A 24,671-nucleotide genomic window follows, 5' to 3' on the forward strand; every position below is an offset into this window, starting at 1 on the left:
CTTCCGGCTCATGAAACAGACCCTCGGCTGGACCGCCCCGAAGGTCCGCCACGCGGACACCGCCGACCTGTGGACCTGGCTCATCATCGCCGCCCACACCCAGCTCCGCCTCGCCCGGCCCCTCGCCGAGGACCTCCGCCGCCCCTGGGAACGACCGGCCGAGCCCCGCCGACTCACCCCCGCCCGGGTGCGGCGGGGGTTTCGCAACGTCCGCGCGACCACGGCCCGTCCAGCGACCGCACCGAAACCGTCCCGGCCAGGTCCCGGGCGGCCTGCAGGCTCGAAGAACAAACACGTATACCCAGCCCGTCCAGGTGCGGACATAGGTCATGTCGGCCACCCAGAGCTGGTCGGGCCGGCTCGCGGTGAAGTCACGGTCGACCAGGTCCGGCGGCCTGGGTGCCGACGGCTCCGGCACGGTGGTACGGCGCCGCGGGCCGCGGATGACGCCCTCCACGCCCAGCTCGCCCATCAGCCGCTCGACGGTGCAGCGGGCCACCTGCACACCCCTGCGCCGCAGCGCGCGGGTGATCCGGCGGACGCCATAGGTGCCGCCGGACTCGGCATGGACCTGCTCGATCAGCGGCATTAGCTGCTCGTCACGCAGCCGGCGGGCCGACTTCGGCCGCTTCTTGCGCGCGTAGTACGCCGACTCGGACAGCCCCAGCACCCGGCAGACGAACCCGACCCCGAGGCCCTTGTCCCTGAGGTGCTCGATCACCTGGTCGGCCTCGTCCGGGGACGGTCGATTTCCGCCGCAAAAAACGCGCTCGCGGCCTTCAGAATCTCGTTCGCCCGCCTCAACTCCGTGTTTTCCCACGAAGTTGCCTCAGCTCTTCCCGCTCTGCGGTGGTCAGCCGGTCGTCGCGTTCGCCGGCGTCCGCCTCAGCCTGGCGGACCCACCCGCGCAGGGCCTCCTTGTGGATGCCCAGGTCCTTGCGACGTGTGCGATCGGACGGCCGGTGGTGCGGACCTCGCGGACGGCCCGCTCGCGGAGCTCGTCCGGGTACTTACGTGGTGCTGGCACTGCTCGTGGTTCTCCTTCGGGCCAGGATCATAAGCCTGGCTTCAGGGACTCCACGAATCCGGGGCCAGCTCATCGGCCGCCTCCGAAATCACCGGCTCGACGCGGACGCCGGCGAACTCGACCGGCTGACTGTCTGTGGTGGTCATGTGAGAGACGATCCGGCAGCAGGCAACCTCGCACTCGTCTGCGTGGGACCGCCTGGACCAAGTCACGCAGCGACTGCTCCGCGGCTGGTCCTCCGAGCGAGAACTCCACCCGTTCGCGAGGCCAGCCGGGCAATGAACGTCACCAGGAAACTGAAGATCAGTCCAGCAGGGAATTCGCGCTCGGCCAGTGGCCGACCTGTGTCGAAGCGAGGATGAGAAGCGATGATCGCTTCTTCGAGTGCCCGGTACTCGGCCAGCGAGCTGACGGAACCCCCGAAGTAGTCGCGTCCGACCTGAAGATACGGGTGAAGGTCGGCGGCGGAACCACCCGCTCCTTCAGAAGCCGATCCCATGCCGCGCCCAGGAACGCCCGCCCCGCGTCTTCAAGACGACTGTCGATGTTGTCCACCCGCACAGCATGGACGAAAGATTCCGCGCCCGCGTGGAGCATGTGATCGGGCGGGTCGGTCGCGGTGGTCAGCTGTCCGCCCCGTTATCTTCTTCGCGGTCCTGCAAGAGGGCCGCTGGCCTCCGGGCCCTGACAGTCGGCCCTCGCCGGTCATTCTGAGGTTGCCATGTCCACTGGTTGAGGTCCGCGCGCATCAGCTGCCACCTGCAGTGGGAGCTCAACCACTCCTGGTTGCGGTGTAGATGAGCCGAAGAAGGCTTCGAAAATCAAGTCGAACTCACAGGCATCCGTCTCCTCGAAGACAGGAAGACCACGGATGTCTCCTGCGGTGGTGTACCGCTCGCAGAACTTGCGGGCCCGATCGAGCTTGTTGTTCGGCTCGTCGCCGTCGAGCTGGTCTTGAGGTCGTCGTTCAGTTCCTTCACTGCCGGGATGTAAATCGGCTCCGGCAACAGGGCAGCCACCGACTTGTCCAGCCCCGTCGACAGCGGATCGTCACCCGTGACGTAGTCCGTGTCAGGAAGCGCAGCGACAAGTTCGCCCCACTCCCGCCTGACTGCGACACGAGTAATTTTCCCGGACAACTTCTCGAAGATCTCCGGATAGGTGTGCTTAACGTTCTCCGTGAGCTCCTCGGGGGAGATCTTGGACCTGACAATCTCCTCAAGGACCGCCTTGCGGTAACGGGGATCGCCCGGCACCTTCTTGACCAGCCACATCTCACCCTTGCCCGGCCCCCTATATGTCCGCGCAAGGGTGAGGCGCCCGCCATGGATCTCAGGCGTAATGCGAGACCGGTGGCTCTCCTCGAGGCGCTGTAGGTCCGCGCCGTCGATGCCCCTGAAAGAGAGCTGGATCCGAACCGGCCGCGCAGGGTTCAGAAAGTCAGTCTCCACGGCGGAACCCGAGCGTAAAAACATGTTGAGGGCCTGGAACACGGACGACTTCCCAGCATTGTTCTCGCCAATAAGGCAACCAACCGCGAGAATGGCATGTCCACGTGGTTCAGTCCACGAAAGTTGTCGATCGCAATGTGCTCGAGGCGCATGGTGCTCCAGAGGATGATCAAGCCGAGTGGACATCGTAGAGGCCGCTGTGGCCCTGCCGCTGAGGTTTCGCGACGCACGACCCATTGGGACGTTTCTTTTGGCAGTCCGCGCTGCGGAACCTGTTCCGCCGGTCGGTGCCGGAGTACCGCGCGGTCGCAGGGCGGGGGCCGGCAGCGGTCCGGGGACCGCGAGGTGCTGGCCGCGATCATCTTCGTGGCGATCCACTTCCGGCGCATGTGTCCCGAGCTGGCGCGTCTGCTGCTGCCCGAGGCACGCGGCCTCGGGCAGTCTGCGAACCGGCACACCGCGTCATTCCGAAGAAACGCGAAACTCGAATTCGGGACGGTCCCACGGCACGGCGGGCGGGTTCGCGTACGCGGTCCCGGTCCGCACTGCACCAGCGCGGTGGTAGAAGCCCTCGGCGGGAAGATGCGACACGACCTTGACACGGTCGAGCCCGGCGGCACGGGCCTCGGACTGCACGTGCGCGACGAGCAGCCGTCCAATACCCCGTCCTTGCGCTTCGTCAGCGACGAACAGCAGGTCGAGCTCCGGTGGAGCGAGGACGAGCGAGTAGAACCCGAGGACCCGGCCTCCATGCTCGTCGGCGCCAACGGCCACAAAGGCGCGGTGGGCCTCGATGTAATCAGGACCGACCCGGTAGCCCGCGACTGCGGCTGCGTACCTACCCTCGTAGGCGCCTGAGCCACGCACGAGCCGCGTGAGCCGTTTGGCATCCCGCGCGACGGCCCTCCGTATCGTGATCGGCTGGCCGATCGGGGAAGTGCGTGAACTCATCGGGAGAGTATTTCGCACCGGGGGGTGCCGTCGTGCGGCGGGTCGGTTGCTCAGGCAGGATTCCTGCACCGCTCCCGGGGACCGCCTGCCCAGGCCCCGATCGACCAAGTCACTGCCGCCGCATCAGCCGCATGCCGACAGCAACTGGGACGCCCGAACCGCTGCGGAAGAGCCGGAGAACGGGGTGGTCAACCAGCTGCTTCCCCTGGGCCTGCCGCAGCGAGGGCCAGCCTGTGCAGGACGACTTCAGGCTGGCCTCCTGAGCCGCATCAGGAGACGTCAAAATTTGTGCGAGCAAACGGATGTGTCCTGGTTGATCGCGCCAAGTCCCTGGGTCGTGTGTTGCGCATCGGCCGTATAACGCGTGCCGTCGCTGTGTCCTTGCTTCGGGTGGCTCCCAAGAGGACAACCGAGTGCAATGGCTCCCGCGCCGGCGTTGTAACCCACCTGTTCGGAAACCCCGCCAGGCCGCACCCGCGGGGCTTCTCGTCGCACGCCGTTCTCACACGCCTATCACCGACTGCGTCGACTCCCCCGGCTCAGAATGCCCTGACCTGGCATTACGCGCTCACCTTGGACTGGCCGGACGCCCCCGGACGGTCTCTACAACCTATGCCAGGTGGTGCCCAACGACGGTCCGAGGACGAGCACGGGCCCGTCCTCGGGTCCGTCGGTCCGGTACTGAAGTGTCTTCGTCTCGCTCACCCGAAAACGGTATCCGACACGAGCGGCGGGGTTTTCGGGCGCGATGCGCCCAGGATGTGAAGGACCTACGGCGTAACCGTGGAGACCACGTAAACCTTCGGATGCGCCGGGCTGTCGAACTTGACCGTGATCCTCAGTTTCGGTTGCGGATCCTTCTGCTTGAGCACCATCCCGGCCCAGTCGTGACCGGCCGCTCCGACCTGCCAGCCGACCTTCTTCGCCTGCTCGCCGGTGATGGTCACCTCGCCCTCCTCCAGGGCGGAGCGGCGGGTGCCGATCTTGGCCAGAAAGGCGTCGAGACCATCGCGGTCCGTGACGAACTGCACGTACAGCGAGCTGACCTTCCAGGAGTTGGTCTCGTAGAACGCGACCTTCTTGGAGTGGGGCGGCACCGGCACGTCGTATATGCGCCGCTGCACCCGGGTCGGATAGCCCGCGCTGAGGCCCTTGGCCGACGCCGCCTCCGCCTTGTCCTCACCGCCGTTGCGGCTCTGGATGGCGGAGATCACCAGATAGCCCGCCGGGATCGCGATCAGCAGGAAGACGACCAGGGCCTTGAGCCAGCGGCGGGGCGGACGGCCACCGCCGGGCACCGGCCCGCCGGATGTGGGTCCGCCAGGCGTGGGGCCGCCGGGTGTGAGCCCGCCGGGGGCGGGTCCTCCGGGGGCCGGTCCTCCGGGGGCGGGTCCACCGGGCGTGGGGCCGCCGGGGCGCATGCCGTCGGCGGGGCGCATGCCGTCGGTCGGGCGAACGCCGTCGGCCGGGGGCATCGCGGGGCCGGGGTGCTGCTCGGCGGCGGTCACTCGCGGCCCGCCTGGCTGCGCGGCGCCAGCCGCAGCGGGGAGTAGGACCCGGCGCGCTCGTACCGCTCGACGCGGCGGCGGTTGGCGCGCCGGAAGCGGCGGGCCACCAGCCGGGCGAGGTCGGCGGCGCCGACCATCCCGGCCTCGGGGCCCAGCTGCGCCTTGACGATCCGGGCCTCCGGCCGGTAGCCGCGGCCGGTGAGGGTGCGCCGGAAGGCGTCCCGCGCGGGGCCGATCAGCAGATCGTCGGCGGCGCTGACGCCTCCGCCGATGACGAAGCAGGAGGGGTCGAGGGCGGCGGCGAGGTTGGCGATGCCGACGCCGAGCCACTGGCCGATGTCCTGGAGCAGCTCGACGCACATGGCGTCGCCCTGGCGGGCCAGCTCGGTGATCAGCGGTCCGGTGATCTCCTGGATGTTGCCGCCGACCCGGTCGGTGATCCCGTACGCCACCGGCGATTCGGCGGCGGCCAGCTCGCGGGCCTCGCGGACGAGGGCGTTGCCGGAGCTGTACTGCTCCCAGCAGCCGCGGTTGCCGCAGGGGCAGCGGTGGCCGGCCGGGACGACCTGCATATGGCCGAACTCCCCGGCGACCCCGTACTTGCCGCGCTTGACCTGGCCGTCCTCCAGGATCGCGCCGCCGATCCCGGTGCCGAGGGTGATCATGACGAGATGGTCCTCGCCGCGCCCGGCGCCGAACCGCCACTCCGCCCACGCGGCGGCGTTGGCGTCGTTGTCGACCATGACCGGGACGTCGAGCCGCTCCGCGAGCCGGTCGCGCAGCGGTTCGTTGCGCCAGGACAGATGCGGCGCGAACAGCACGCGGTTGCGGTCGGCGTCCACCCAGCCCGCGGCGCCGATGCCCACGGCGTGCACATCGTGCCGGTCGGAGAGGTCCAGCACCAGCTCGGTGATGGTGTCCTCGACGACCTTGGGGCTCTTGGACTTGTCCGGGGTCTCGGTGCGCAGCTTCTCGAGGATGTTGCCGTCGGCGTCGACCACCCCGGCCATCACCTTGGTGCCGCCGATGTCGATGCCGACCGTGGGCACCCGGGGCGCGCTGAGGTGCGAGCGGCGCTCACGGGTGCCGACGGTCCGCAGCACGGTGGCCCGGGCCGAGCCCCGGTGCACTCGTTCGCGGTAGATGCTCATCGGCCGGCCCCCTCGCCGGTGTGGGGGGTGCGGTCGCTGCGGGTACGTGCTCGCAAGAGTTCGTCGTCCCTGCGGGGGTCTCGGGAGGCCGCGGGGCCTCGGGTGCGTCGGTCGTGGCGGGTGTGGCCCGCCGTGCGATTGTGCCTCACCCGCGCCTCATGCCGCATGGCGAGCCTACGGCGCGAAGCCCATGGGAAGCACCAGAACACGGCCGACGGCCCGGCCGCTCAGCCCTTGGCGGCCCCTCCCGAGAGATCGGGGGCGGGGGTGCGGGCCAGCTCATGGCTGAGCTGCTCCAGCTCGCTGCCGCCCGCCATCTGCCGGGTGAGCTCCTCCAGGGCGATCTCGTCCTTGGCGTGGCTGCCCGCCATGGCACCCCGCTTGAGCAGGACGAAGCGGTCGCCGACGAGATAGGCGTGGTGCGGGTTGTGGGTGATGAGGACCACCCCGAGGCCCGCGTCCCGGGCGGCCGCGACGTACTTGAGCACGACCCCGGACTGCTTGACGCCCAGCGCCGCCGTCGGCTCGTCGAGGATCAGCACCTTCGCCCCGAAGTGGACGGCGCGGGCGATGGCCACGCACTGGCGCTGACCGCCGGAGAGGGTGCCGATGGGCTGGTCGACATCGTGCAGCTCGATGCCCATGCGCAGCAGTTCGCGGTGGGTCGTGGCGCGCATCGCCGCCACATCGAGGCGCCGGAGCGGGCCGCGGCCCTTGTGGATCTCGGAACCGAGGAAGAAGTTCCGCCACACCGGCATCAGCGGGACCACGGCCAGATCCTGGTAGACCGTGGCGATCCCGCGGTCGAGGGCCTCGCGCGGGGAGCCGAGCCGGGTCTCCTCCCCCTCGATGGTGAAGGTGCCGCCGTCGTGCTGGTGCAGCCCGGCGACGATCTTGATGAGGGTGGACTTGCCCGCGCCGTTGTCCCCGAGGACGCAGGTGATCTCCCCGGCGTGCACCTCGAGGGAGACGCCGTCCAGGGCCTGGACATTGCCGTAGTACTTACTGATGTCGCGCAACGCGACCAGGGCCGTCCGGGATGCCGGAGATGTCTCGGATGTCTGGGACGTACTCATTTGCTCTCCTCCGCCCGCTTGCGGACCCACCAGTTGAGCAGTGTGGCGAGCAGCAGCATCGCCCCGAGGAAGAACTTGAACCAGTCGGCGCCCCACTGCGCGTAGACGATGCCCTTGTTGGTCATGCCGAAGATGAACGCGCCGACGGCCGCGCCGACCGCCGAGCCGTAGCCACCGGTCAGCAGACAGCCGCCGATGACGGCGGCGATGATGTAGAGCAGCTCATTGCCCACGCCCTCGCCGGACTGGACCACGTCGTAGTTGAACAGCAGATGCTGGCCGGAGATCCAGGCGGCCAGCGCGACGCCCAGATAGAGCCCGATCTTGGTGCGCGCCACCGGTACGCCGACCGCGCGGGCCGCCTCCTTGGCGCCGCCCACCGCGAAGATCCAGTTTCCGGCGCGGGTGCGCAGCAGGATCCAGGTGGCGAGCGCGATCAGGGCGAACCACCACAGGACGGTGATCTGCACCTCGACGTCGCCGATGGTCAGATGCGAGGCGAAGACCTTGTGGGCGGAGGGGAAGCCCTCCATGTCGGCGATGCTCTTGGTGGAGACGGTGTCGCTGATCAGCTTGGTGAAGCCGAGGTTGCAGCCCTGGAGGATCAGGAAGGTGCCGAGCGTGATGATGAAGCTCGGCAGATTGGTGCGGACCAGCAGATAGCCGTTGAAGAAGCCGATCGCGAGGGTGGCCAGCAGGGACACCCCGACGCCGACCCACACGTTCGCCGTCATCTGGTACGAGAACATCGAGGAGATCAGCGCCGAACTGGTCACCAGGACCCCGGTCGACAGATCGAACTCCCCGCCGATCATCAGCAGCGCCACCGGCACCGCCATGATCCCGATGGTCGAGGAGGCGTACAGCACGGTGCTGAAGCTGGACCACTGGAGGAAGGCGTCGGCGACGGCCGAGAAGAAGACGAAGACGGCCACGGCGCCGACGACCGCGCCCAGTTCCGGCCGGCCCACCAGCCGCCGCGGCAGCGAGCCGCGCACCGGCCGCGGGGACGAGAGCTCCTCTTCGGCGGGCGGTGCCTCCGCGCTCATCGGGTCCCCCGCTTCGTGTACGACGCGAGCTCGGCGGCGTCGTCCTTGGTGATGATCTGCGGACCGGTGAGCACCGGCTTGCCACCGCCGAGCACATCGGCGTTGTAGCGGTTGAGCCACAGCAGGTCCACGGCCTCATAGCCCTGGAGGTACGGCTGCTGGTCCACGGCGAAGCCCAGCTTGCCGCTCTGGAGCGAGGCGGCCACCTTGGCGTTGAGGTCGAAGGTGTCGATCTCGGCCTTGCTGCCCGCCGAGTCGGCGGCCTTGGCCGCGGTGTCCGCGAAGGGCGCGCCGAGGGTGACCACGGTGTCGATGCCCTTGTCCGACTGGAGCTTGGCCTCGATCGAGGACTGCACATCGGGCATGTTGGTGCCCTCGACGTAAATCTTCTCCATCTTGCCGTCGAAGGTCTTGGCCGCACCGTCGCAGCGCTGCTCCAGGCCCACGTTGCCCTGCTCGTGGATCACGCACAGCGCCTTCTCGCGGCCCCGCTTGTTGAGCTCGTCGCCGACGGCCTCGCCCGCGATGGTCTCGTCCTGGCCGACGTGGGTGAGCGCGCCGAACGCCTTGGACACCTCGGAGCCGGAGTTGACGGTGATCACCGGTATCCCGGCCTTCTGTGCCTTCTTCATCACGGACTTCATGGCGTCGGGCTTGGCGAGGGTGACGATCAGGCCGTCGACCTTCTGATCGAGGTAGGACTGGACCAGCTGGGCCTGCTCCTTGCCCTCCTCGTTGTGGGCGTAGAGGAACCGGATGTTGTCCTTGACCGCGGCCTGCTTGGCACCGCTCTGGACGATGTCCCAGAAGGTGTCGCCGTCGCCGGAGTGGGTGACCATGGCGAAGGTCCACTTCGGGGTGTTGACCGCGGCCCGTCCCCCGGCGGCCGCCTCCCGGGCCGCCCGCTCCTCGGCGCGCTTGCCGCCCGTATCGCTGCACGCCGCCAACGCCGTACCCAGCACCGCCGCGAGCACGGCCGCGGTCATCGCGCGCGCCCCTCTCCGCACCTTCGCCACGAAGACCCGCCCTTCTCACTGTCTGTTCGTCCCGCTGTCACCTTCACGGCCGGGTACCGCATGATCGGTCCCGGCCGCCGCCCAAGTATCCGTCACCGGTACTCGCCGGGACTTCCGGGGTGGTCAGCGGCCCGGCGCCCGTACGGCTGGAGGACTTGTAACCGGGGACGCGGCACACGTCAAGGACAAAAGGGCCCGGCGCGGGGTGGAAGCGCGGTGCGGGCGCGGGCCGGCCGCGGGGCTCGGCGCGGGGTTCAGGGGCGTACGAGCAGCTGGAACTCGAAGGCGTAGCGCGAGGCCCGGTAGATGTGCGAGCCGAACTCCACGGCCCGGCCGGTGTCGTCGAAGGTCGTGCGCTCCATGGTCAGCAGGGGCGCGCCCGCCGGCTCCCCGAGCTGCTTCCCCTCCTCCGCGGTGGCCGCACGGGCGCCGACCGCCTGGCGGGCGCTGTGCAGGGTGATCCCGGCGGCGCGCATCAGCCGGTAGAGCCCGGTGTCCTCCAGCTCGGCGCTGTCCAGCTTGAGCAGGCCCACGGGGAGGTGGTTGCGCAGATGGGCCATGGGCTCGCCGTGCGCCAGCCGCAGCCGCTCGATCAGCACCACCTCGGCGCCCTCGGCGATGCCGAGCGCGGCGGCCACCTCGGCGGTCGCGGACTCGGTGGTGTTCCGCAGCACCCGGGTGGCGGGGCGCTGACCGGCCGCCTCCAGGTCGTCGTAGAGGCTGCTCAGCTCCAGCGGACGCTTGACCTGGCTGTGCACCACCTGGGTGCCCACGCCCCGGCGGCGCACCAGCAGCCCCTTGTCGACCAGCGACGAAATGGCCTGCCGGACGGTGGGGCGGGACAGCCCGAGCCGCCCGGCCAGCTCGATCTCATTGCCCAGCAGGCTCCCGGGCGCCAGCCGCCCCTGCTCGATCGCCGCTTCGAGCTGCTGGGACAGCTGGAAGTACAGCGGGACCGGACTGCTGCGATCGACGCTGAGCTGGAGCGCCTCCGCCCCGCCCGAAGAGTCTTCTTCCTCCATAGCCACGGGCCGAGGGTATCCGGATGAGCACATGACGGGAAGTCGTGAAGTTCTGTTGTCCGGACAAACTACGCACAGGCGGCCCCACGGGGCCGACAACGCTGTCAACCGATCACTTGGGCCTACCCGCCCTGCCAGGTGCCCTACACGCCCTACCAGGTCCGTTCGCGCAGCCGGGCGGCGGACCGGGCCAGCCGTATCGCGCCGGCCACCGGCAGGGTGAGCGCTATCAGCAAGGAGGCCACGAACGCGGGGGCGGTGATCCCGTCGAACGCCAGGGAGAGGGCCGCCGCCAGCACCGGCACCGTCACCAGGGGCGACAGGACGAACAGGGTGGCCTGCCGCTTCTCGCGCCGCGCCCACGGCGCGGACCGCCACAGCCGGACCAGCGCGCCGAGCGCGGCGACCAGCCCCAGCGGTATGCCGACCCCCGGGACCAGGCACAGCGGCACGGGCAGCACGGCGATGCCGAGCGTCGTCCAGGTGGCGCCGACGTTCTCCGGTTCGGGTGGGATGCTGCCGGACTCCTCGGCCAGCGCGTCCGCCGCGATCTCCTCCGGGGTTCCGATCCAGTCGAGCACCCGCCGCACCCGCTCCTCGCCGATCGTGCCGTGGTCCCCAGCGGGTTCCCCGGAGGCGTCCTCGCCGAGGTCGTCCGCCAGCGCCGCCGCGATCTCCTCGCGCAGATCCTCGAGCAACTCCTCCCGCCACGCGGCGGGCAGCGCCGCGGTCCGCCGCTCGACCGAGGACAGAAAGGTCCGCACGAGGGGGTGGCTGAGGGGACTGCTCATGTCGTCTCTCCGGGTACGAGGAAACGGTCACCGGTCCAGGGCGTTACAACCGGCATCCGTCAGCGTGTAGCACCCGCACGGGAGCCGCGCCCGGATTCGCGCAAATGCGCATCCCGCTGCGGTCGACAGGCTACGCGGCTCGGCGGAAGTCGGCGGCGGTTCGGTGGCGCCCCGAAGGGGCGCGGGGCCGCGATCGATATGCGGCTCCGTCGCGCGGGCGCGACCGGCCACGACGGCGCCGCGGACGATCGACGGCAGGTCAGGGCACGTCCAGCGGAGCGCTCAGTAGGCCGGTGTCTCGCCCCCGCCACGGGTCATGGCCCGGTCCAGTTCGGTCCCGGTGAGCCCGGCCGGGAGCCGGACGGTGTCGGAGCGGGCGCGCAGACCGTCCAGGACGAGTGCGGCGATACGGCGGGCGGCGCGGCCCCAGGCTTCGGGCGGGAGTTGGGCGGGCGCGAGCATCGCGCCGGTGACCACGAGGTCGGCCGCGGTGGCGTCGGGGCGGATCGAACCGTCGTCCATGCCCCGCTTCAGAACGGCCGCCAGCGACCGGGAGATCCGCGGGCCGAGGGGATCGCCTCCGTCCTCCGGTAGAGGGCCGCCGAGCAGCGGCAGGGCGAGATGGCGGCATTCGGCGAGGAGCCGGTCCAGGAAACCGGCCAGCGCGTCCAGCGGCGGCGCCGCGCTGTCCTCCGCCTCCTGGGCGAGGGCGGCCACGAACGCGTAGGAGCGGTGGGTGACGGCCGCGTACAGCTCCTCGCGGTCGGCGAAGTTCCGGTACAGCGTGGCGATGCCGACCCCGGCCTCGCGCGCCACCACGTCCAGCGGCACGGCGGGCCCGTCACGGAGCAGAACCCGCTCGGCCGCGTCGAGGAGGGCAGCGCGGTTGGCGACGGCGTCCGAGCGGCGGCGCACGGGATGGGCGGGACTCATGGGGCCATCTTCCCGCTCCGGGCGCCGCGGAAGGGCGGCGGACGCGAGAGTCGTACACCGGTGCCGAGATTTTCAGCCGCCGGGCGTCCGCCGCCGCACTGCCCGCTCAGGGCTTCGGCGGCTCCAACGACTTCAGCGCTTCGACCGTTTCATCCGCTTCATCCATTCATCCTCGTACTTCTGGTACGTGCCGTCGTGCGTGGACAGATGGACCCACTGGTCGACGTACTCCTTGAACTGCGCGTCGCCGCGCGGCAGGGCGTACGCCTTCTCGGAGAACGAGAACGGCTCGTCGGGGTGGACCGCGCACAGCTCCGGGTGGATGGCGGACTGGTAGCGGGTCTCGCTGGCGTCCGTCATCATCACATCGGCGCGGCCCTCGATGATCTCGTCGAAGATCGTGGTGTTGTCCGGATGGACGGTGAGGGTGGCCTGTTCGACATGGGCTCGGGCGAACTGCTCATTGGTGCCGCCCGGGTTGACCACCACCCGTACGCCCGGTTTGTCGATCTCCTCCAGCGTGCGGTACTTGTCCTTGTCCTCGCAGCGCACGATCGGCGTCTTGCCGTCGGTGAGGTACGGCTCGCTGAAGTACGCCTTACGGGCGCGTTCCAGGGTCACCGACACCCCGCCCATGCCGACGTCGCAGCGCCCGGCGACGAGGTCGTCCACCAAGGTGGCCCAGGTGGTGGGCACGAACGCCGGTTTGGCGTCCAGGCTCTTGGCGAGATCCCCGGCCATCTTGATGTCGATACCGGTGTAGGCGCCGGACGTGGGGTCGCGATGGCTGAAGGGCCGGTAGTCGCCCGTGGTGCACACCTTCAGCACCCCGCGCTCGGGCACCCGGTCGAGCAGGGTGCCGCGCTGCTGCCGAGCGCGGTCGGCGGCGGACGCCCGCACCGACTCGGCCTTCGGCTCGGACTTCGACGTGGGCTTCGAGGTGGGCTTCGCCGTGCCGACGGCCAGTGCCGAACCTGCGGCGGTGACGGCGAGCACGGCGGCGAGGGCGGACAGCGTGACGGTACGTCTCACGGCACCTCCTGGGCGCGGGCGGGCGGCCGCTACGAGCCGCATGATCACAGCGCGCTCAGGGTGGCAGAAGTCCCGTCCCACGGGAAGCCGTTGACCACCGGCCGGATGCCGCCGTCGTTACGGCTCGCGTGTCGGCGTCCTTACAGCTCGCGTGTCGGCGTCCTTACGGCTCGCGTGTCGGCGTCCTTACGGCTCGCATGTCGCCGTAAGGCTCGCACGACGCCGCCGAAACGGCCTGCGGGCCGCCGGTCGGAACGGCTTGCGGGCCGCCGGTCGGAACGGCTTGCGGGCCGCCGGTCGGAACGGCTCATGCACCGCCGTCAGAACAGCTCCTGGGCCGAGTCCAGCGGTGGCGCCACATCCGCGAGGCGGGCCAGCAGCTCGGCGGCGCGCTTGCCCACGGTGTCCCGGTCGCCCTCGGACAGCGCCGAGCCCATCCCGCAGGCGACGGCCCCGGCCGCGATCCAGTCCGGGGCCTCGGCCAGGGTCACCCCGCCGGTGGGGATCACGGCGGCCTGCGGCAGCGCGGCCCGTACATCGCTGACCCATCGGGGCCCGTAGGCGGAGGCGGGGAAGAGCTTCAGGGCGTCCGCGCCCAGCTCCATCGCGCGCACCGCCTCGGTGGACGTGGCCACGCCGGGGAAGACCGGCAGGCCGTAGCGGTGACCGGTGCGGATGACCTCGGGGTCCAGGCTCGGTGAGACGAGGAAGCGGGCGCCCGCGTCCACCGCCATCCGGGCCGAGGCGGCATCGAGCACCGTGCCCGCGCCGATCACCGCGTCATCGCCGACCTCCCGGATCAGGGTGGTGACCGCCTCCAGGGCGAAGGGCGTGGTCAGCGAGATCTCCAGGCTGGTGATACCGGCGGAGAGCAGACTGTCCGCCGTGGCATGGGCGTGGTCGTAGCTGTCGCTGCGGACGATGGCGAGAACGCGCTGTGCGAGCGCGGCCCGGGTGATCTCCCAGCGGTACACGGCGGTCGCCGCCTTTCCTCTCCCAGTGCTGCTGGCGATGCCGCCCCGGCTTGCCTCCGGGATATGCGGCGTTGTCGGTGTGCGGTGGACGATGTGCGGTGCTGTGATGCGCTTGGTGGATCGGTATCGGGCTGGTCGGTGTTACCGGTGCTGTCCGTGCTGCTCCGTGCTGTGGGTCCTATGTGTGCTGTATGTGTTGTGCGCTGTTGTGCGCGGTGTCCGCGCTCTCCGGGCGGTCCGTGGCTACGGCGGGGCGGCTCAGCGATATGCCGGATCCCCGCCCTTGGACAGCTCGGCGAGCGCCCGGTCCCGCGCGGCGGCGGTGGGCAGCCCGTCCGTATCGGTGGCGGCCTGGACGACCAGGGCGGCCACGCACGCCGCCTCGGCGAGCGCCTGGTCCTCGTGCAGCCCGCGCAGACGCGCCGACAGATAGCCGGCCGTGAAGCCGTCACCGGCCCCGATCGGGTCGACGACCGGCACCGCATGGGGCAGTTGATCCCAGCTGCCGTCCGCGGTGAGAACGGTCGAGGAGTGGTCGGCGCGCTTGATCACGACCTCGTCGGCCCCGCCGCGCAGCAGCTCCCGCGCGGCCTCGTCGGCGGGTTGGGCGGTCAGCAGCTCCAACTCGTCCTCGCCCGCGAGGACGATATCGGCGTCGCGCAGCAACGGGCCCGCCGTCTGGGCCCACTGCGCCGCGCCGCCCAGCTTGTGCCGTACGTTCGGATCGAAGGAGACCCTGGCCCCGGCCTCCCGGGCCAGCTCCACCAGGCGGCGGCTCGCGGCCGCCGCGGTCGGCGAGAGCATCGGCGTGATCCCGGACAGGTGCAGCAGCCGGGTGCCGTGGAGGGCCTCGGGGCGTATCTGCTCGGGCGTCAGCCGGGAGGCGGCCGACCCCATGCGGTAGTACTGCACATCGATGGCGCGGTACGCGTGGCTGTCCCGCATCAGCAGCCCGGTGGGGGCGTAGTCGTCCACGATCGCGTGGGCGACATCCACACAGTCGGCGCGCAGCTCGCGCAGCACCGCCTCCCCCGCGGGATCGGCACCGACCCGGCCGAGCCAGCGCACACCATGGCCGAGCCGGGCGAGGCCCACGGCCACATTGGATTCAGCCCCCGCCACCGACCTGCGGAAATGCATGGCCCGGTCCAGCGGAACTCCGGGTTCGGCGAGCAGGAGGAGCATGGCTTCTCCGCACGTGACCACTTCCGGACCGTTCGCCACCATGCCTCCCCGCACGTCCGCTGCTACCGAGACGGTATCGGGAAGGAACGACAATGGCCCGCTCGGGGTTCCCGGGCGGTGACCGTTTCGGGGCGTAGAGCGAGGCGAACGGGCGGGCAACGGGCAGGCGGGCGGGGGCGGAAGGACGAGCGGACCGGCGGACGGATCGGCGGACGGACGGACCGGCTGGGCGGACGGGCCGTCACCATGTTGCGGCCGCTGCCCCGGTGGGGGCAGCGGCCGCAGGGCGGGGGGTGGCGGTCTTCGGTGGGGCCGCGTCAGCAGCCGTAGTCGACCAGGTCGAACGAGGCGTAGTGGTCGGACGTGTAGTAGTCCTCGTCCGTCTTGTTACCGGTGACGATGCGCTTGGCGCCACGGTCGTCGGAGCCCGGGGTGATCACGGTGTACTCGTGGTAGTAGCCGGAGGACTGGGACGGCAGGATGCCTTCACGGTTCTGGAAGACGGTGCCGTCCTGGGGGAACGGGTAGGGGCCGCCCTGCTCGATCAGGTCCAGGGTGTCATGGGCCTGGGACGGCAGGTCCGAGTAGCAGATATCGCCAACGGCCGCGATGACCTGCGACGACGCAACGGTCTGCGATGCCGACGGGGTGACGGCGGTGGCCGCGGTGGCCGTACCGCCGATGATCAGCGTCGAGACGAGGGCGCCGAGGGCACCGATGCGGGCGATCCGTGGGGGGATTGTCATACGGATAGCATGACGCGCGTAGACGCTGGTGTGTCAATCCCAAGTCGTCGCCGTTCGCCGGGAGTTCACAAGAACTGCGCGAAGCGTCAGAAGAGGTAACGGAAGCGTAACCTTTTGCCTCTCGGGCAAAACTTTTGCCTCAGAGGTCAAGGCTGGCTATACCGGAGATATGAACCCGCTCCCCCACGGGCCCGCCGAGTGGCCCACGGGCGGACCGGCCGACGGTGACCCCGGCGGACCGTCCGCCGAACTGCCCACTGTCGCTCCCCGCCTGCGTGACCTGCGACGACGCAGTGGTCTTACGCTCGAGGCCGCCGCCCTTCGCGTCGGGCTCTCCCCCGCACATCTGTCCCGGCTGGAGACGGGCCGCCGCCAGCCCTCGCTCCCGATGCTGCTGACCTTGGCCCGTACCTACGGAACCACGGTATCCGACCTGCTGGGCGAAACGTCCTCGGAGCGGGACCCGGTCGTACGGGCCGACCGCATGGAGGCTCAGGCGGCGGGCGGCTGGACCTACTGGCAGGCCGGCGGCTCCGGCCGGGCCATGCAGGCGCTGCGGCTGCATGTGCCGGAGCGGTCCGCCGCCCAGGAGGATCTGGTGCGGGTCCACCCCGGCGAGGAGTGGCTCTACGTCCTGGGGGGCCGGCTGCGGCTGACCCTCGGCGAGACCATCCACGCGCTCTCCCCGGGCGACGCGGCCCATTTCGACTCCCTCACCCCGCACCGCATCGCCGCCGCCTCACCCGGCGGCGTCGATCTGCTCTTCGTCCACACGCTGCTCCAGAGCGGCGCGGCCGAGCTGTGCCTCGGCGACGCCCCTCGCCGAGGAAGGCACGGTATGCCATGAAGGACGCGAACGACATGAGCGCCGCCGACACCCCGACGCACGCCCCGACGGACACCCCGACGGCGAACGCCCGGACCGGCCCGCGCGAGGAGGACCGGGCGCCGATGACGTTCACGGTGCGGGTCTTCATCTACCTCGTGGGCGTCCACTTCATCGCCGGCTTTCTCTTCCTCCTCTTCTACGTGGCGGGCGCGAAGTAGGCGGAGTCCGGCGGGGCGTGGCCCACGGGCCGCTCCTCACCCCGCGTGGGTCTCGTCACCCCGCGTGGGTGGAGAACATTCCGCCCGTCGGCCCCTGCTTGTCGCCGCCCTGGGCCTTCTTCAGGGCGTTCGCCAGGCCCTCGATGGTGAGCGACTGGAGGATCACCCGTCCATTGCCCTCCAGCGTGGCCAGGGACAGCCCCTCACCGCCGAAGACCGCGTTCATCAGCCCCTGGCGGTTGAGCCCGCCGATGCGCTCCACGCCGTACTGGATGCCTTCCTCGAAGGCCACGATGCAGCCCGTGTCGACCTCGATGCGGCCGCCGAAGTCGGCCGGGTTGAGGTCGATGAAGTTGCCCGCACCGCAGATGATCACGGTGCCGTACCCGGTGAACTTCTCCAAGATGAACCCCTCGCCGCCGCTGCGCCCGGTCTTCCCGCCCTGGAAGGCGATCCCGAACTCCACGGTGGACTCGGCCGCCACGAAGGCGTCCTTCTCCGCGAACCAGGCCCGTGTCCCGTCCAGCTCCAGCGCCCGCATCTCGCCGGGCAGCACCCCCGCGAAGCCGACGGTGCCCTCGCCGCCGGTGGCGGTGAAGTACTGGAACGCCAGCGACTCCCCGGCCAGCGCACGCTGCCCCACCTGCATGGCGGTGCCCATGGCCTGGCGCAGCATCCCGCCCATCCCGCCGCCCCCACCGCTCCCGCCATTGCCCCCGGCGGCCTGGCCGCCGCCCCCGCCGGGTCCGGACAGCCGGGTCTCCATCGTCACGTTCGCCGTCTTGAACAGGAACTTCCCGGCCTCGCAGTAGACGGTCTGCCCCGGCTGGAGGGTGCAGACCGCCATCTGCATGGCGTTGCCGACGATCTCTTGCCGCAGGGTCACAGCCAATCTCCTCGAAGGTCGCGTGAGGTGGTGCCAGGTGCCGTCAGGTGGCGTCATAACCGGACATCCGGGTCAACGTCCGACCCGGTCCACCAGGTTCCGTGAGCTTGGCACAATGCCGGTCGTGATCCGGCCCCGGGTCGACGCCGAAGGGAGCAGGGAGGATGGCGATGAACACCAGCGCCGCGACGACCGCCCGCACGATGTGGGCCCTCTACGAGCCGATCCACGCGGTCGCGTACTTCGCCCCCGAGGCCAGGGCCGCGTACGAGGACGCCGGGCTCCGCGGCTTCTGGCGCGGCTACTTCGCGGGCCGTGCCGCACCGCTCGGACCGGTGGGGCCGGAGCCCGTCGTGGCGGCCTTCTTCAGCTTCGCGCCCGCCATGGTCGCCCGCGCCCTGCCCGACATCTGGTCGCTGGCCGCCCCCGAGCGGGCCCTGGAGCTCCGCCGCGCGGGCGCCGCGGCCACCCTCGCCCGGCTGCTCGCCGGGCACGAGCGCGAGGTGGAGCGCGCCGCCGAGGCACTGGTCCCCCGCGCGGCGGGCCTGGACGGCTCCGGCCGGCCGCTGGCCGCCGCGAACGGCGCACTGGACTTCCCCGACAAACCCGTCGAGCGGCTGTGGCACGCGACCACCCTGCTGCGCGAGCACCGCGGCGACGGCCATGTGGCGGCCCTCGTAGCCGCCGGTCTCGATGGCTGCGAGGCCCTCGTCCTGCGCTCCGCCATGGACCTCCTGCGCACCGAGCTCCAGCCCACCGCGGCTGGACCGACCAGGAGTGGGAGGCCGCCACCCGGCGGCTGACCGACCGCGGCCTGCTCGCGCCGGACGGAGCAGCGACGGAGGCCGCACACGAGCTCCTCCGCACGGCCGAGACCGCCACGGACCGGGCGGCGGAACGCCCCTGGCGCCCCCTGGCCCCCGAGCAGGTGACGACCCTGGTCCGTCTGCTCACCCCCCTGGCCACCGCCTGCGCCACCGCCCTGCGCTTCCCCAACCCGATCGGGCTCCCGAAGCCGACGGGGTGAGCGGATCACGCCAGGGGGCGGCCCTCATTTTCTACGGACCGGCGGCCGTCAATGAACTGATCAGGGACGCGCTGCACCCGCACCCCGCCGACCTGCACATCGTCACGCAGGTCGGTGCTCACCCGCCACCGTCAGTCCGCGACGCCCTGCATTGGGGCCCAGAACTCCTCGAACGACATCGTGCCGTCGCCGTCCGTATCGAGTACGTCGATGAATCGCTGCGCCTGCTCGTCGGTGAGGTGCTCGCCGCGCAGCTCGGCGACGACCTGCTGGTATTCCTTGGCGGTTATCTGCCCGTCGGCATCGAGGTCGTATGCATCAAAGACCTTGCGCGCGGCCGCTTTCATGTCCACAACGTGAGCTCGCCTTTCCTCGCTGGATGTTGTGCGATGCTACTGCGCACTGATCGCCTACAGCACGCCGAAGCGGGACGCGACGCCGGGGCCGATGAGCTGCGCCAGCAGCTCATGGATTTCGTCCACCGCGATCTTCGAGCCGGTCATCAGCCGCATCACCTCGGCGGACCGGGAACTCCCCCGATGGTTCAGAAGGGCACGCCCGCCCGCTTGGCCAGCTTCGTAAGGCGCGGGTTGCTGCGGCGGTGCAGCGAGGTCAGCACGCGCATCAGCTCTTGGCTGGTCGGGTGCACCCGGGCCATCTCCGGCGCGACACCCCAAGCCGCTTCGAGCGATTCGAGAGCCCCGTCACGGTCCCCCAGGGCGAGCTTCGACCGGCTGATGTTCATGTACAGCGGACCAACGCGCGTGGCCGGAAGCGTCACCCCACCCCGGATCAGGTCATCCGCCGTGTTGAGAGACTCGCGGTAGTCCTCCATGTCAGAGGCCGTCGAAATGACATGCACGGCGGTGTTCTCGGGCCCGAAGTGGATGCCGTGGTCCTTGATGTCCTCGGGGAACTCCTCGGCCACCTGCCACGCTGCCGCGATGTGCCGTCCGGCGGTTGCCTTGTCCTTGATCCGACCGGCCAACGTCAGCCCGCGCAGGTGCAGGATGCCCAGGCCGTACGCGCGATCACGGCCTCGCAAGGTCGACTCGGCCTCAACAACAGCACGGTCCACGATCGCCAACCCGCCTGCGAAGTCTCCGGAGTTCAGGAACGCTCCGGCCTCGTCCCGGGCGGCCACCGTGGCCGCGATGGGGTGTGCACGCTCGGCGGCCAGCCGCTGTTTCATGACGGCAAGCTCGGCGAGGTGCATCCAGCGGTGGCGGGCGGCCAGCCAGTAGACCACCGAGTATGTGTCGGCGACGCGGGTCCAGGCGTCGGGCGACTGGGTGGCGTGCGCGTAGTTGGTCGCGTCGGCCAGCACGCCGGGCAGCTTCTGGAGGACCGCCGACAGCTCGGTCCGGTGGCGGTGCTCGTTCAGCTCGGCCAGCTCGCGCGGAAGGTCCTCAGGGTGTGACGGCGGCGTGTCGGGGATGTCGAATCGCCGGATGGCGTAATTGAGGGCGGCAAGGCTGTTCTCGTCGGTGCGCTCGACGGGGGCCGTACCCAGCAGCTCATCCAGCGTCAGCCCCATCGCCTGAGCGAGAGCGGCGGCAATGCCCTGGGTCAGCGCGCGGTCGCCCACCTCGATCTTGCTGAGCAGCGAGACGGACACGCCTGCACGCCGGGCGAGGGCAACCTGACTGAAGCCGCGCGTCTTGCGGCAGACAGCCACATTCGCACCGGGCCCGGGAATCTTGGTCACGCTCATGGTATGCGTCTTCCCCACTCGACTGGCGTTACCTCTGATCCATCGTCTCACTCTCAGCACTCGTGCGCTTGCGCCTTGTGCAAGCGGTGTGCAAGTTCCCTTTGCACGGCGGCAGTTCTCTTGTGTGAGAAACGTATGCACAGGTGGGACGAGGGGTCATGGCACAGACAGAAGAGAAGCCACCGACGGTACTCAGCCACGGCGATCTGCCGTACCCAAAGGGCACACTTGTCGAAGACGTCGAGACCGGACGCACGGGCGAGCTGCAGGGCGTGATCGAGGAGCGCGTCAAGGGGACCGGAAAGCTGCTCAGCCAAACAGCATTCATGCGGCCGAGGGGAGGTGGCCTTGAGTGGGAGGCTCCTTTGAACCGCATCAAGCCCGCCGACGAGAACGGTTAAACCACCCCACCAAGCGGGCTGCCCTGATCAGCCCGGGGACGTGATCGGCTACGAGGGCAAGTGGCGCACGGTCAGGACAGCCAGGGTCGACCGGGGACCTATGGGCGGGTTGGCCGTCGTGGTCACCTGGGAGGAGAACGGAGCCGCCCGCTTTCCGGCCGGTGATGAACTGCTGGTGCGAGAGCCCGACGCCGACTGACCAGAAGCCGAGCCCCACCCCGAGCAGAACGGGGCTCGGTACGTTCCAGCAGCAGCACGCCGTCCGGCACTTGGTCCGGCTCGGCTCAGAAGTGGTCCGGCTCGGCGGTCAAGAACTTCGCGGCCCATCCGCCAAGTGGCCCTCATCGCTACCCTGCTCAGGGGGCTCGAAGTCCGCCACTTTCTCTGCGGGGAGCCCAATCCGGTTGAACCGGGATCCGCCGGGCCAGCAGGCGGCGATGGCCGGCCGGAGCCGGATCGGTGTCAGAGTGGTGCGCCCAGAAAGGGGGGTGCGGAGTGAGCGCTGAGGCAGCCGCCATCAATCTCGGGCGGACGGTCGCGACCCGCGTCGTGCGGTTATGGCTCGAACCGCGTCGGCGCGAGCAGGAGAGCCGGATGGAGATGTCCGCCCTGGTCCGGCGGCGGGTGCCGGGGCTGCGGGCGCAGCGGGGCGTGGAGCGGCAGTTCGAGCAGATCGCGGACGCGGTCGCGGCGCGGCTGGAGCCGATGTGCGGGCATGAGTTCCGGGACTTGGAGGAGGGCGGGCGGCAGGCGGCGCTCGACGCCGTGACGGCGGCCTTCGGTCGCGCGGACCTGTCCGACGGGGCGATCCTCGGGTCCGACGCCAACCCCGCCGAGCTCGCCCGCCGGGTGCGGGCCTCCGCTCCCCCGCCCGCCGGTCTGGGCGAGGCGGCCACGCACTTCTACGAGCTGGTGCTGGCCGAGTGCTGCGACTGCTATGTGCGGATCCTTCAGCGGCTCCCGGTCTTCACCGAGCGCGGGATCGCCGAACTGCTGGGGCGGGTGGGCGAGCTCGGCCCCGAGCTGAGCCGGGTGCTGGAACGGCTCCCGGTCAGATCGCTGTACGCGCCGCAGGGGGCGGATCAGGACGAAGCCTTCCGCAGGGAGTACCTGGAGTTCCTCAGCCGCACCCTGGACGAGGTGGAGCTGTTCAGCTTCACGGCCGGTCAGGCCCCGCGCACCAAGTTGTCCGTCGCCTACATCAGTCTGCGGGTCAGCACGGATGCGGAGGGGCGGGCGGCGCGGAGGTCGTCGGGCGGACCCGACCACCGGTTGCGGACGGGCATCGGTTCGTGGGGCGGCGCGGAGCACGAGCTGTCGGCGAACGTACGGGTGGAGGCGGCATTGAAGGAGTCGCCGCGGGTGCTGTTGCGCGGCGAGGCGGGTTCCGGCAAGACGACTCTGCTCAACTGGCTGGCCGTCACGGCGGCGCGCGGCGCGTTCGGCGGGGACCTGGCCGACTGGAACGGACTTGTCCCCGTCCTGGTCAAACTGCGGCATTACGCCTCTCGTGACCTGCCGCGCCCGGAGGAGCTGTTGGACGCCACGGCGGGGCCGCTGACCGGCCATATGCCCCGGGCGTGGGTGGACCGCGCGTTCCAGGCGGGGCGGGTGCTGCTGCTCGTCGACGGGGTGGACGAACTCGTCGCGGCGGAGCGGCGCGGGGTCAGGGAGTGGCTCCGGCTGCTGCTCAGCGCCTACCCGGACAGCCGTACGGTGGTGACCTCCCGCCCGACCGCCGCCCGCGGCGACTGGCTGCGCGCGGAGGGCTTCGCCCCGGTGGGACTGGAGCGGATGACCCCCGCGGATCTGCGGGCGTTCGTCCAGCAGTGGCACCAGGCGGTGGGCGCCCAGGGCGGCGAGCTGCCGTGCGCCCCGGAGGAACTGCCGCACTACGAGCGGGCGTTGCTGACCGCTCTCCAGGACCGCCCGCATCTGCGGGCGCTCGCCGCGAGCCCCCTGCTGGCGGCCCTGCTGTGCGCACTACACCTGGGACGGCGTCGGCGGCTGCCGCGCAACCGCATGGAGCTGTACCGCATCGCCCTGGAGCTGCTGGTGCAGCGCCGGGACGCGGAGCGCGGGGTGCCCAGCGCGCTGGATGTGCAGCTCAGCCTGACGGACAAGCTGTGTCTGCTGCGAGATCTGGCGTGGCGGCTCTCGGACAACAACCGCACTGAGATCGCCACGGAGAAGGCCCTCGCCCACGTCACGACCAAGGTGGCGTCGATGCGTCACCTGGACGACGGGGGCGAGGAGGTCCTGGATCATCTGGTGTCCCGTTCGGGGGTGCTGCGCGTCCCCGCCGAGGACCGCATCGACTTCCTGCACCGCAGCTTCCAGGAGTACCTGGCGGCCGAGGAGGCGGCGGAGGAGGACCGCATCGGCAATCTCATCGAGCGGTCCCATCTGGACACCTGGCGGGAGACCATCATCATGGCCGCCGGACACGCCAACCGCAGCCAGCGGCAGGAGCTGATCACCGGCATTCTGGAGCGCGCCGAGGCCGAGCGCCGCCATGCGCGCGGGCTGCGGCTGCTGGCGGCGTCCTGTCTGGAGACGATGGAATCGGTGCCTTCCGAACTCACCGAACGGCTGGACGACGCCCTGGGGTCGCTGGTGCCGCCGAGGCGCCGTAAGGACGTCATATCGCTGGCCGTGGTGGGGGATCCAGTGCTGCGTCGGCTGCCGCGTTCACTGGACGGTCTGAGCGGGACGGCCGCCAGGACCTCCGTGCGCACCGCCGCGCTCATCGGCGGCGGGAGAGCGCTCGATCTGCTGGCCGCTTACGCGGAGGCCGGGCATGCCGAAGCGGAGAAGGAACTCGCCGACGTCTGGGAGTATTTCGACCCGGAGGAGTACGCCCGGCGCGTGCTCGCCAAGTGTTCCTTGGAAGACGTCACGCTGACCCTTTCCCATCCCAGCCAGTGGCCCTCGGCCAGGGAGCTGCGGTCGATGCGGAAGATATGGATCAACCATCCGCTCACCGAGGGTCTCGCAGCCCTCGCGGATTTCCCGGGACTCTCCTGGCTGTCGATCTCACAGCTGAGGAGCCATAACGATCTCAGCCCGCTCACCGCTCATCCCCAGCTCACCGTCCTCTCGATCGTCGGAGACATCGCCCTCGAGGACGCCTCCCCGCTGGGAGCCCTCACCCACCTCGAGGAATTGCAGCTCACCCATTGGGCCGCCCTCCCGCCCATCGCCGATATCCCGCTTCCGGAGAAGCTGACCTCGCTCGGCCTGGGCGCCCTCCCCCACAACCCCGACCTGAGTTTTCTCCACCAGCTGCCGCCGGTTCAGAAACTGAACCTGGAGGGCTCGGGGAGTCCGCTGCACCTCGCAGACCTTTCCGCGCCGAGCGGCCTGCGGTGGCTGCGGCTGAGCGGCTTCGATCTGTCCGAGGGCTTCCCCGTCCTGTCCGCGTCCGTACGCGTCCAGGAGCTGAATTTCTACCGCTGCGCTTTTCCGGCCGACATCGGCGCTTTGAACGGTATCGACTCTCTGCGCTCCGTATTCTTCGGCGAGTGCCACGGGCCGGACCCCGGCCCCCTGGACCTCTCGCCTCTGGCCGGCCGCACGGCCCCGACGCGGCTCACCATCGAGGTGGGCACCACGCAGACCGTCACCGGGACCGAACAGCTCGGCCCCGGCATCCGCCTCTGCTACCGGTGAGGGGAGACAACG

25 protein-coding genes and 1 pseudogene are annotated in these 24,671 nt (G+C 70.3%); 6 read left to right on the top strand and 20 right to left on the bottom strand.

Annotated elements, in window-relative coordinates:
• The 17 genes from NQU54_RS26025 to NQU54_RS26100 form a co-directional block, all read right to left on the bottom strand.
• The coding region (locus NQU54_RS26025) for an IS3 family transposase (protein WP_257633237.1) at positions 1-721 on the bottom strand (721 nt) is incomplete at its 3' end.
• A 79-nt stretch (positions 722-800) separates the two neighbouring features.
• Positions 801-932, bottom strand: a complete 132-nt coding sequence (locus NQU54_RS50205; protein ID WP_372506040.1) for a transposase — start codon at positions 930-932, stop codon at positions 801-803.
• Positions 933-1,330: 398 nt separating this feature from the next.
• Positions 1,331-1,582: a hypothetical protein gene (locus NQU54_RS26030; RefSeq protein ID WP_257633238.1), complete on the bottom strand. Its 252-nt coding sequence runs from the start codon at positions 1,580-1,582 to the stop codon at positions 1,331-1,333.
• A 266-nt stretch (positions 1,583-1,848) separates the two neighbouring features.
• The gene (locus NQU54_RS26035; RefSeq protein WP_257633239.1) at positions 1,849-2,478 is read right to left on the bottom strand and encodes a hypothetical protein; all 630 of its coding nucleotides are present in this window, start codon (positions 2,476-2,478) and stop codon (positions 1,849-1,851) included.
• 462 nt (positions 2,479-2,940) lie between these two features.
• Positions 2,941-3,429, bottom strand: a complete 489-nt coding sequence (locus tag NQU54_RS26040; protein WP_257633240.1) for a GNAT family N-acetyltransferase — start codon at positions 3,427-3,429, stop codon at positions 2,941-2,943.
• A 770-nt stretch (positions 3,430-4,199) separates the two neighbouring features.
• The gene (locus NQU54_RS26045) at positions 4,200-4,937 is read right to left on the bottom strand and encodes a hypothetical protein (protein ID WP_257633241.1); all 738 of its coding nucleotides are present in this window, start codon (positions 4,935-4,937) and stop codon (positions 4,200-4,202) included.
• Entirely contained in the window at positions 4,934-6,088 is a 1,155-nt protein-coding gene (locus tag NQU54_RS26050; RefSeq protein ID WP_069867071.1) for an ROK family glucokinase, read from the bottom strand. The genes NQU54_RS26045 and NQU54_RS26050 overlap by 4 nt, the downstream gene beginning before the upstream one ends.
• A 227-nt stretch (positions 6,089-6,315) precedes the next feature.
• Complete coding sequence (locus NQU54_RS26055) at positions 6,316-7,164, bottom strand: ATP-binding cassette domain-containing protein (RefSeq protein WP_257633242.1); 849 nt, start codon at positions 7,162-7,164, stop codon at positions 6,316-6,318.
• Positions 7,161-8,213: an ABC transporter permease gene (locus NQU54_RS26060; protein ID WP_069867073.1), complete on the bottom strand. Its 1,053-nt coding sequence runs from the start codon at positions 8,211-8,213 to the stop codon at positions 7,161-7,163. The genes NQU54_RS26055 and NQU54_RS26060 overlap by 4 nt, the downstream gene beginning before the upstream one ends.
• Complete coding sequence (locus NQU54_RS26065) at positions 8,210-9,199, bottom strand: sugar ABC transporter substrate-binding protein (RefSeq protein ID WP_257633243.1); 990 nt, start codon at positions 9,197-9,199, stop codon at positions 8,210-8,212. Before NQU54_RS26065 ends, NQU54_RS26060 begins: the two co-directional genes overlap by 4 nt.
• Positions 9,200-9,483: 284 nt before the next feature.
• A complete protein-coding gene (locus NQU54_RS26070; RefSeq protein ID WP_257633307.1) occupies positions 9,484-10,251 on the bottom strand; it encodes a GntR family transcriptional regulator in 768 nt (255 codons plus the stop codon).
• 152 nt (positions 10,252-10,403) lie between these two features.
• Positions 10,404-11,042: an HAAS signaling domain-containing protein gene (locus tag NQU54_RS26075; protein ID WP_257633244.1), complete on the bottom strand. Its 639-nt coding sequence runs from the start codon at positions 11,040-11,042 to the stop codon at positions 10,404-10,406.
• Between the two features lie 282 nt (positions 11,043-11,324).
• A complete protein-coding gene (locus NQU54_RS26080) occupies positions 11,325-11,975 on the bottom strand; it encodes a TetR/AcrR family transcriptional regulator (RefSeq protein ID WP_257633245.1) in 651 nt (216 codons plus the stop codon).
• A gap of 132 nt (positions 11,976-12,107) precedes the next feature.
• Positions 12,108-13,007 (bottom strand): transporter substrate-binding domain-containing protein, encoded by a 900-nt coding sequence (locus NQU54_RS26085; RefSeq protein WP_257633246.1) that lies wholly within the window; start codon positions 13,005-13,007, stop codon positions 12,108-12,110.
• 320 nt (positions 13,008-13,327) lie between these two features.
• Positions 13,328-13,981, bottom strand: coding sequence for a bifunctional 4-hydroxy-2-oxoglutarate aldolase/2-dehydro-3-deoxy-phosphogluconate aldolase (locus NQU54_RS26090; RefSeq protein ID WP_257633247.1), 654 nt, complete (start codon positions 13,979-13,981; stop codon positions 13,328-13,330).
• A 258-nt stretch (positions 13,982-14,239) separates the two neighbouring features.
• Positions 14,240-15,208, bottom strand: coding sequence for a sugar kinase (locus NQU54_RS26095; RefSeq protein WP_257633248.1), 969 nt, complete (start codon positions 15,206-15,208; stop codon positions 14,240-14,242).
• Between the two features lie 275 nt (positions 15,209-15,483).
• Positions 15,484-15,912, bottom strand: a complete 429-nt coding sequence (locus NQU54_RS26100) for a guanyl-specific ribonuclease (protein WP_100805839.1) — start codon at positions 15,910-15,912, stop codon at positions 15,484-15,486.
• A gap of 169 nt (positions 15,913-16,081) precedes the next feature.
• Between NQU54_RS26100 and NQU54_RS26105 the strand changes: the two genes are divergently transcribed.
• Both NQU54_RS26105 and NQU54_RS26110 read left to right on the top strand, forming a co-directional pair.
• The gene (locus NQU54_RS26105; protein ID WP_257633249.1) at positions 16,082-16,759 is read left to right on the top strand and encodes a helix-turn-helix domain-containing protein; all 678 of its coding nucleotides are present in this window, start codon (positions 16,082-16,084) and stop codon (positions 16,757-16,759) included.
• On the top strand, positions 16,756-16,959 hold the full coding sequence (locus NQU54_RS26110; protein ID WP_257633250.1) for a DUF6126 family protein: 204 nt from the start codon (positions 16,756-16,758) through the stop codon (positions 16,957-16,959). The genes NQU54_RS26105 and NQU54_RS26110 overlap by 4 nt, the downstream gene beginning before the upstream one ends.
• A 55-nt stretch (positions 16,960-17,014) precedes the next feature.
• Here the strand turns inward: NQU54_RS26110 and NQU54_RS26115 are convergent, their stop codons facing one another.
• Positions 17,015-17,845, bottom strand: a complete 831-nt coding sequence (locus tag NQU54_RS26115; protein ID WP_093701013.1) for an AIM24 family protein — start codon at positions 17,843-17,845, stop codon at positions 17,015-17,017.
• A gap of 203 nt (positions 17,846-18,048) precedes the next feature.
• On the opposite strand from NQU54_RS26115, the pseudogene NQU54_RS26120 reads away from it, so the two are divergent.
• Positions 18,049-18,773: pseudogene (locus NQU54_RS26120) on the top strand (SCO6745 family protein); the annotation flags it as partial.
• Between the two features lie 230 nt (positions 18,774-19,003).
• Here the strand turns inward: NQU54_RS26120 and NQU54_RS26130 are convergent.
• Both NQU54_RS26130 and NQU54_RS26135 read right to left on the bottom strand, forming a co-directional pair.
• Complete coding sequence (locus NQU54_RS26130) at positions 19,004-19,219, bottom strand: EF-hand domain-containing protein (protein WP_166484350.1); 216 nt, start codon at positions 19,217-19,219, stop codon at positions 19,004-19,006.
• A 197-nt stretch (positions 19,220-19,416) separates the two neighbouring features.
• Positions 19,417-20,586 (bottom strand): helix-turn-helix domain-containing protein, encoded by a 1,170-nt coding sequence (locus NQU54_RS26135; protein ID WP_257633251.1) that lies wholly within the window; start codon positions 20,584-20,586, stop codon positions 19,417-19,419.
• 158 nt (positions 20,587-20,744) lie between these two features.
• Between NQU54_RS26135 and NQU54_RS26140 the strand changes: the two genes are divergently transcribed.
• The 3 genes from NQU54_RS26140 to NQU54_RS26150 all read left to right on the top strand — a co-directional run bounded on the left by NQU54_RS26140 (position 20,745) and on the right by NQU54_RS26150 (position 24,659).
• The gene (locus tag NQU54_RS26140; protein WP_257633252.1) at positions 20,745-20,987 is read left to right on the top strand and encodes a hypothetical protein; all 243 of its coding nucleotides are present in this window, start codon (positions 20,745-20,747) and stop codon (positions 20,985-20,987) included.
• 40 nt (positions 20,988-21,027) lie between these two features.
• Positions 21,028-21,186 (top strand): hypothetical protein, encoded by a 159-nt coding sequence (locus NQU54_RS26145; RefSeq protein WP_257633253.1) that lies wholly within the window; start codon positions 21,028-21,030, stop codon positions 21,184-21,186.
• A gap of 296 nt (positions 21,187-21,482) precedes the next feature.
• The gene (locus tag NQU54_RS26150) at positions 21,483-24,659 is read left to right on the top strand and encodes an NACHT domain-containing protein (RefSeq protein WP_257633254.1); all 3,177 of its coding nucleotides are present in this window, start codon (positions 21,483-21,485) and stop codon (positions 24,657-24,659) included.
• The last annotated feature ends 12 nt before the right edge of the window (positions 24,660-24,671 follow it).

The organism is Streptomyces malaysiensis subsp. samsunensis (assembly GCF_024519315.1).
Classification (GTDB): Bacteria; Actinomycetota; Actinomycetes; order Streptomycetales; family Streptomycetaceae; genus Streptomyces; species Streptomyces malaysiensis.

Excerpts from the sequence above, each read along its gene's own strand:
- NQU54_RS26040 (WP_257633240.1), bottom strand. The coding sequence starts at position 3,429 with ATGAGTTCACGCACTTCCCCGATCGGCCAGCCGATCACGATACGGAGG.
- NQU54_RS26050 (WP_069867071.1), bottom strand. The coding sequence starts at position 6,088 with ATGAGCATCTACCGCGAACGAGTGCACCGGGGCTCGGCCCGGGCCACC.
- NQU54_RS26055 (WP_257633242.1), bottom strand. The coding sequence starts at position 7,164 with ATGAGTACGTCCCAGACATCCGAGACATCTCCGGCATCCCGGACGGCC.
- NQU54_RS26060 (WP_069867073.1), bottom strand. The coding sequence starts at position 8,213 with ATGAGCGCGGAGGCACCGCCCGCCGAAGAGGAGCTCTCGTCCCCGCGG.
- NQU54_RS26065 (WP_257633243.1), bottom strand. The coding sequence starts at position 9,199 with ATGACCGCGGCCGTGCTCGCGGCGGTGCTGGGTACGGCGTTGGCGGCG.
- NQU54_RS26070 (WP_257633307.1), bottom strand. The coding sequence starts at position 10,251 with ATGGAGGAAGAAGACTCTTCGGGCGGGGCGGAGGCGCTCCAGCTCAGC.
- NQU54_RS26075 (WP_257633244.1), bottom strand. The coding sequence starts at position 11,042 with ATGAGCAGTCCCCTCAGCCACCCCCTCGTGCGGACCTTTCTGTCCTCG.
- NQU54_RS26080 (WP_257633245.1), bottom strand. The coding sequence starts at position 11,975 with ATGAGTCCCGCCCATCCCGTGCGCCGCCGCTCGGACGCCGTCGCCAAC.
- NQU54_RS26095 (WP_257633248.1), bottom strand. The coding sequence starts at position 15,208 with ATGGTGGCGAACGGTCCGGAAGTGGTCACGTGCGGAGAAGCCATGCTC.
- NQU54_RS26100 (WP_100805839.1), bottom strand. The coding sequence starts at position 15,912 with ATGACAATCCCCCCACGGATCGCCCGCATCGGTGCCCTCGGCGCCCTC.
- NQU54_RS26105 (WP_257633249.1), top strand. The coding sequence starts at position 16,082 with ATGAACCCGCTCCCCCACGGGCCCGCCGAGTGGCCCACGGGCGGACCG.
- NQU54_RS26110 (WP_257633250.1), top strand. The coding sequence starts at position 16,756 with ATGAAGGACGCGAACGACATGAGCGCCGCCGACACCCCGACGCACGCC.
- NQU54_RS26130 (WP_166484350.1), bottom strand. The coding sequence starts at position 19,219 with ATGAAAGCGGCCGCGCGCAAGGTCTTTGATGCATACGACCTCGATGCC.
- NQU54_RS26135 (WP_257633251.1), bottom strand. The coding sequence starts at position 20,586 with ATGAGCGTGACCAAGATTCCCGGGCCCGGTGCGAATGTGGCTGTCTGC.
- NQU54_RS26140 (WP_257633252.1), top strand. The coding sequence starts at position 20,745 with ATGGCACAGACAGAAGAGAAGCCACCGACGGTACTCAGCCACGGCGAT.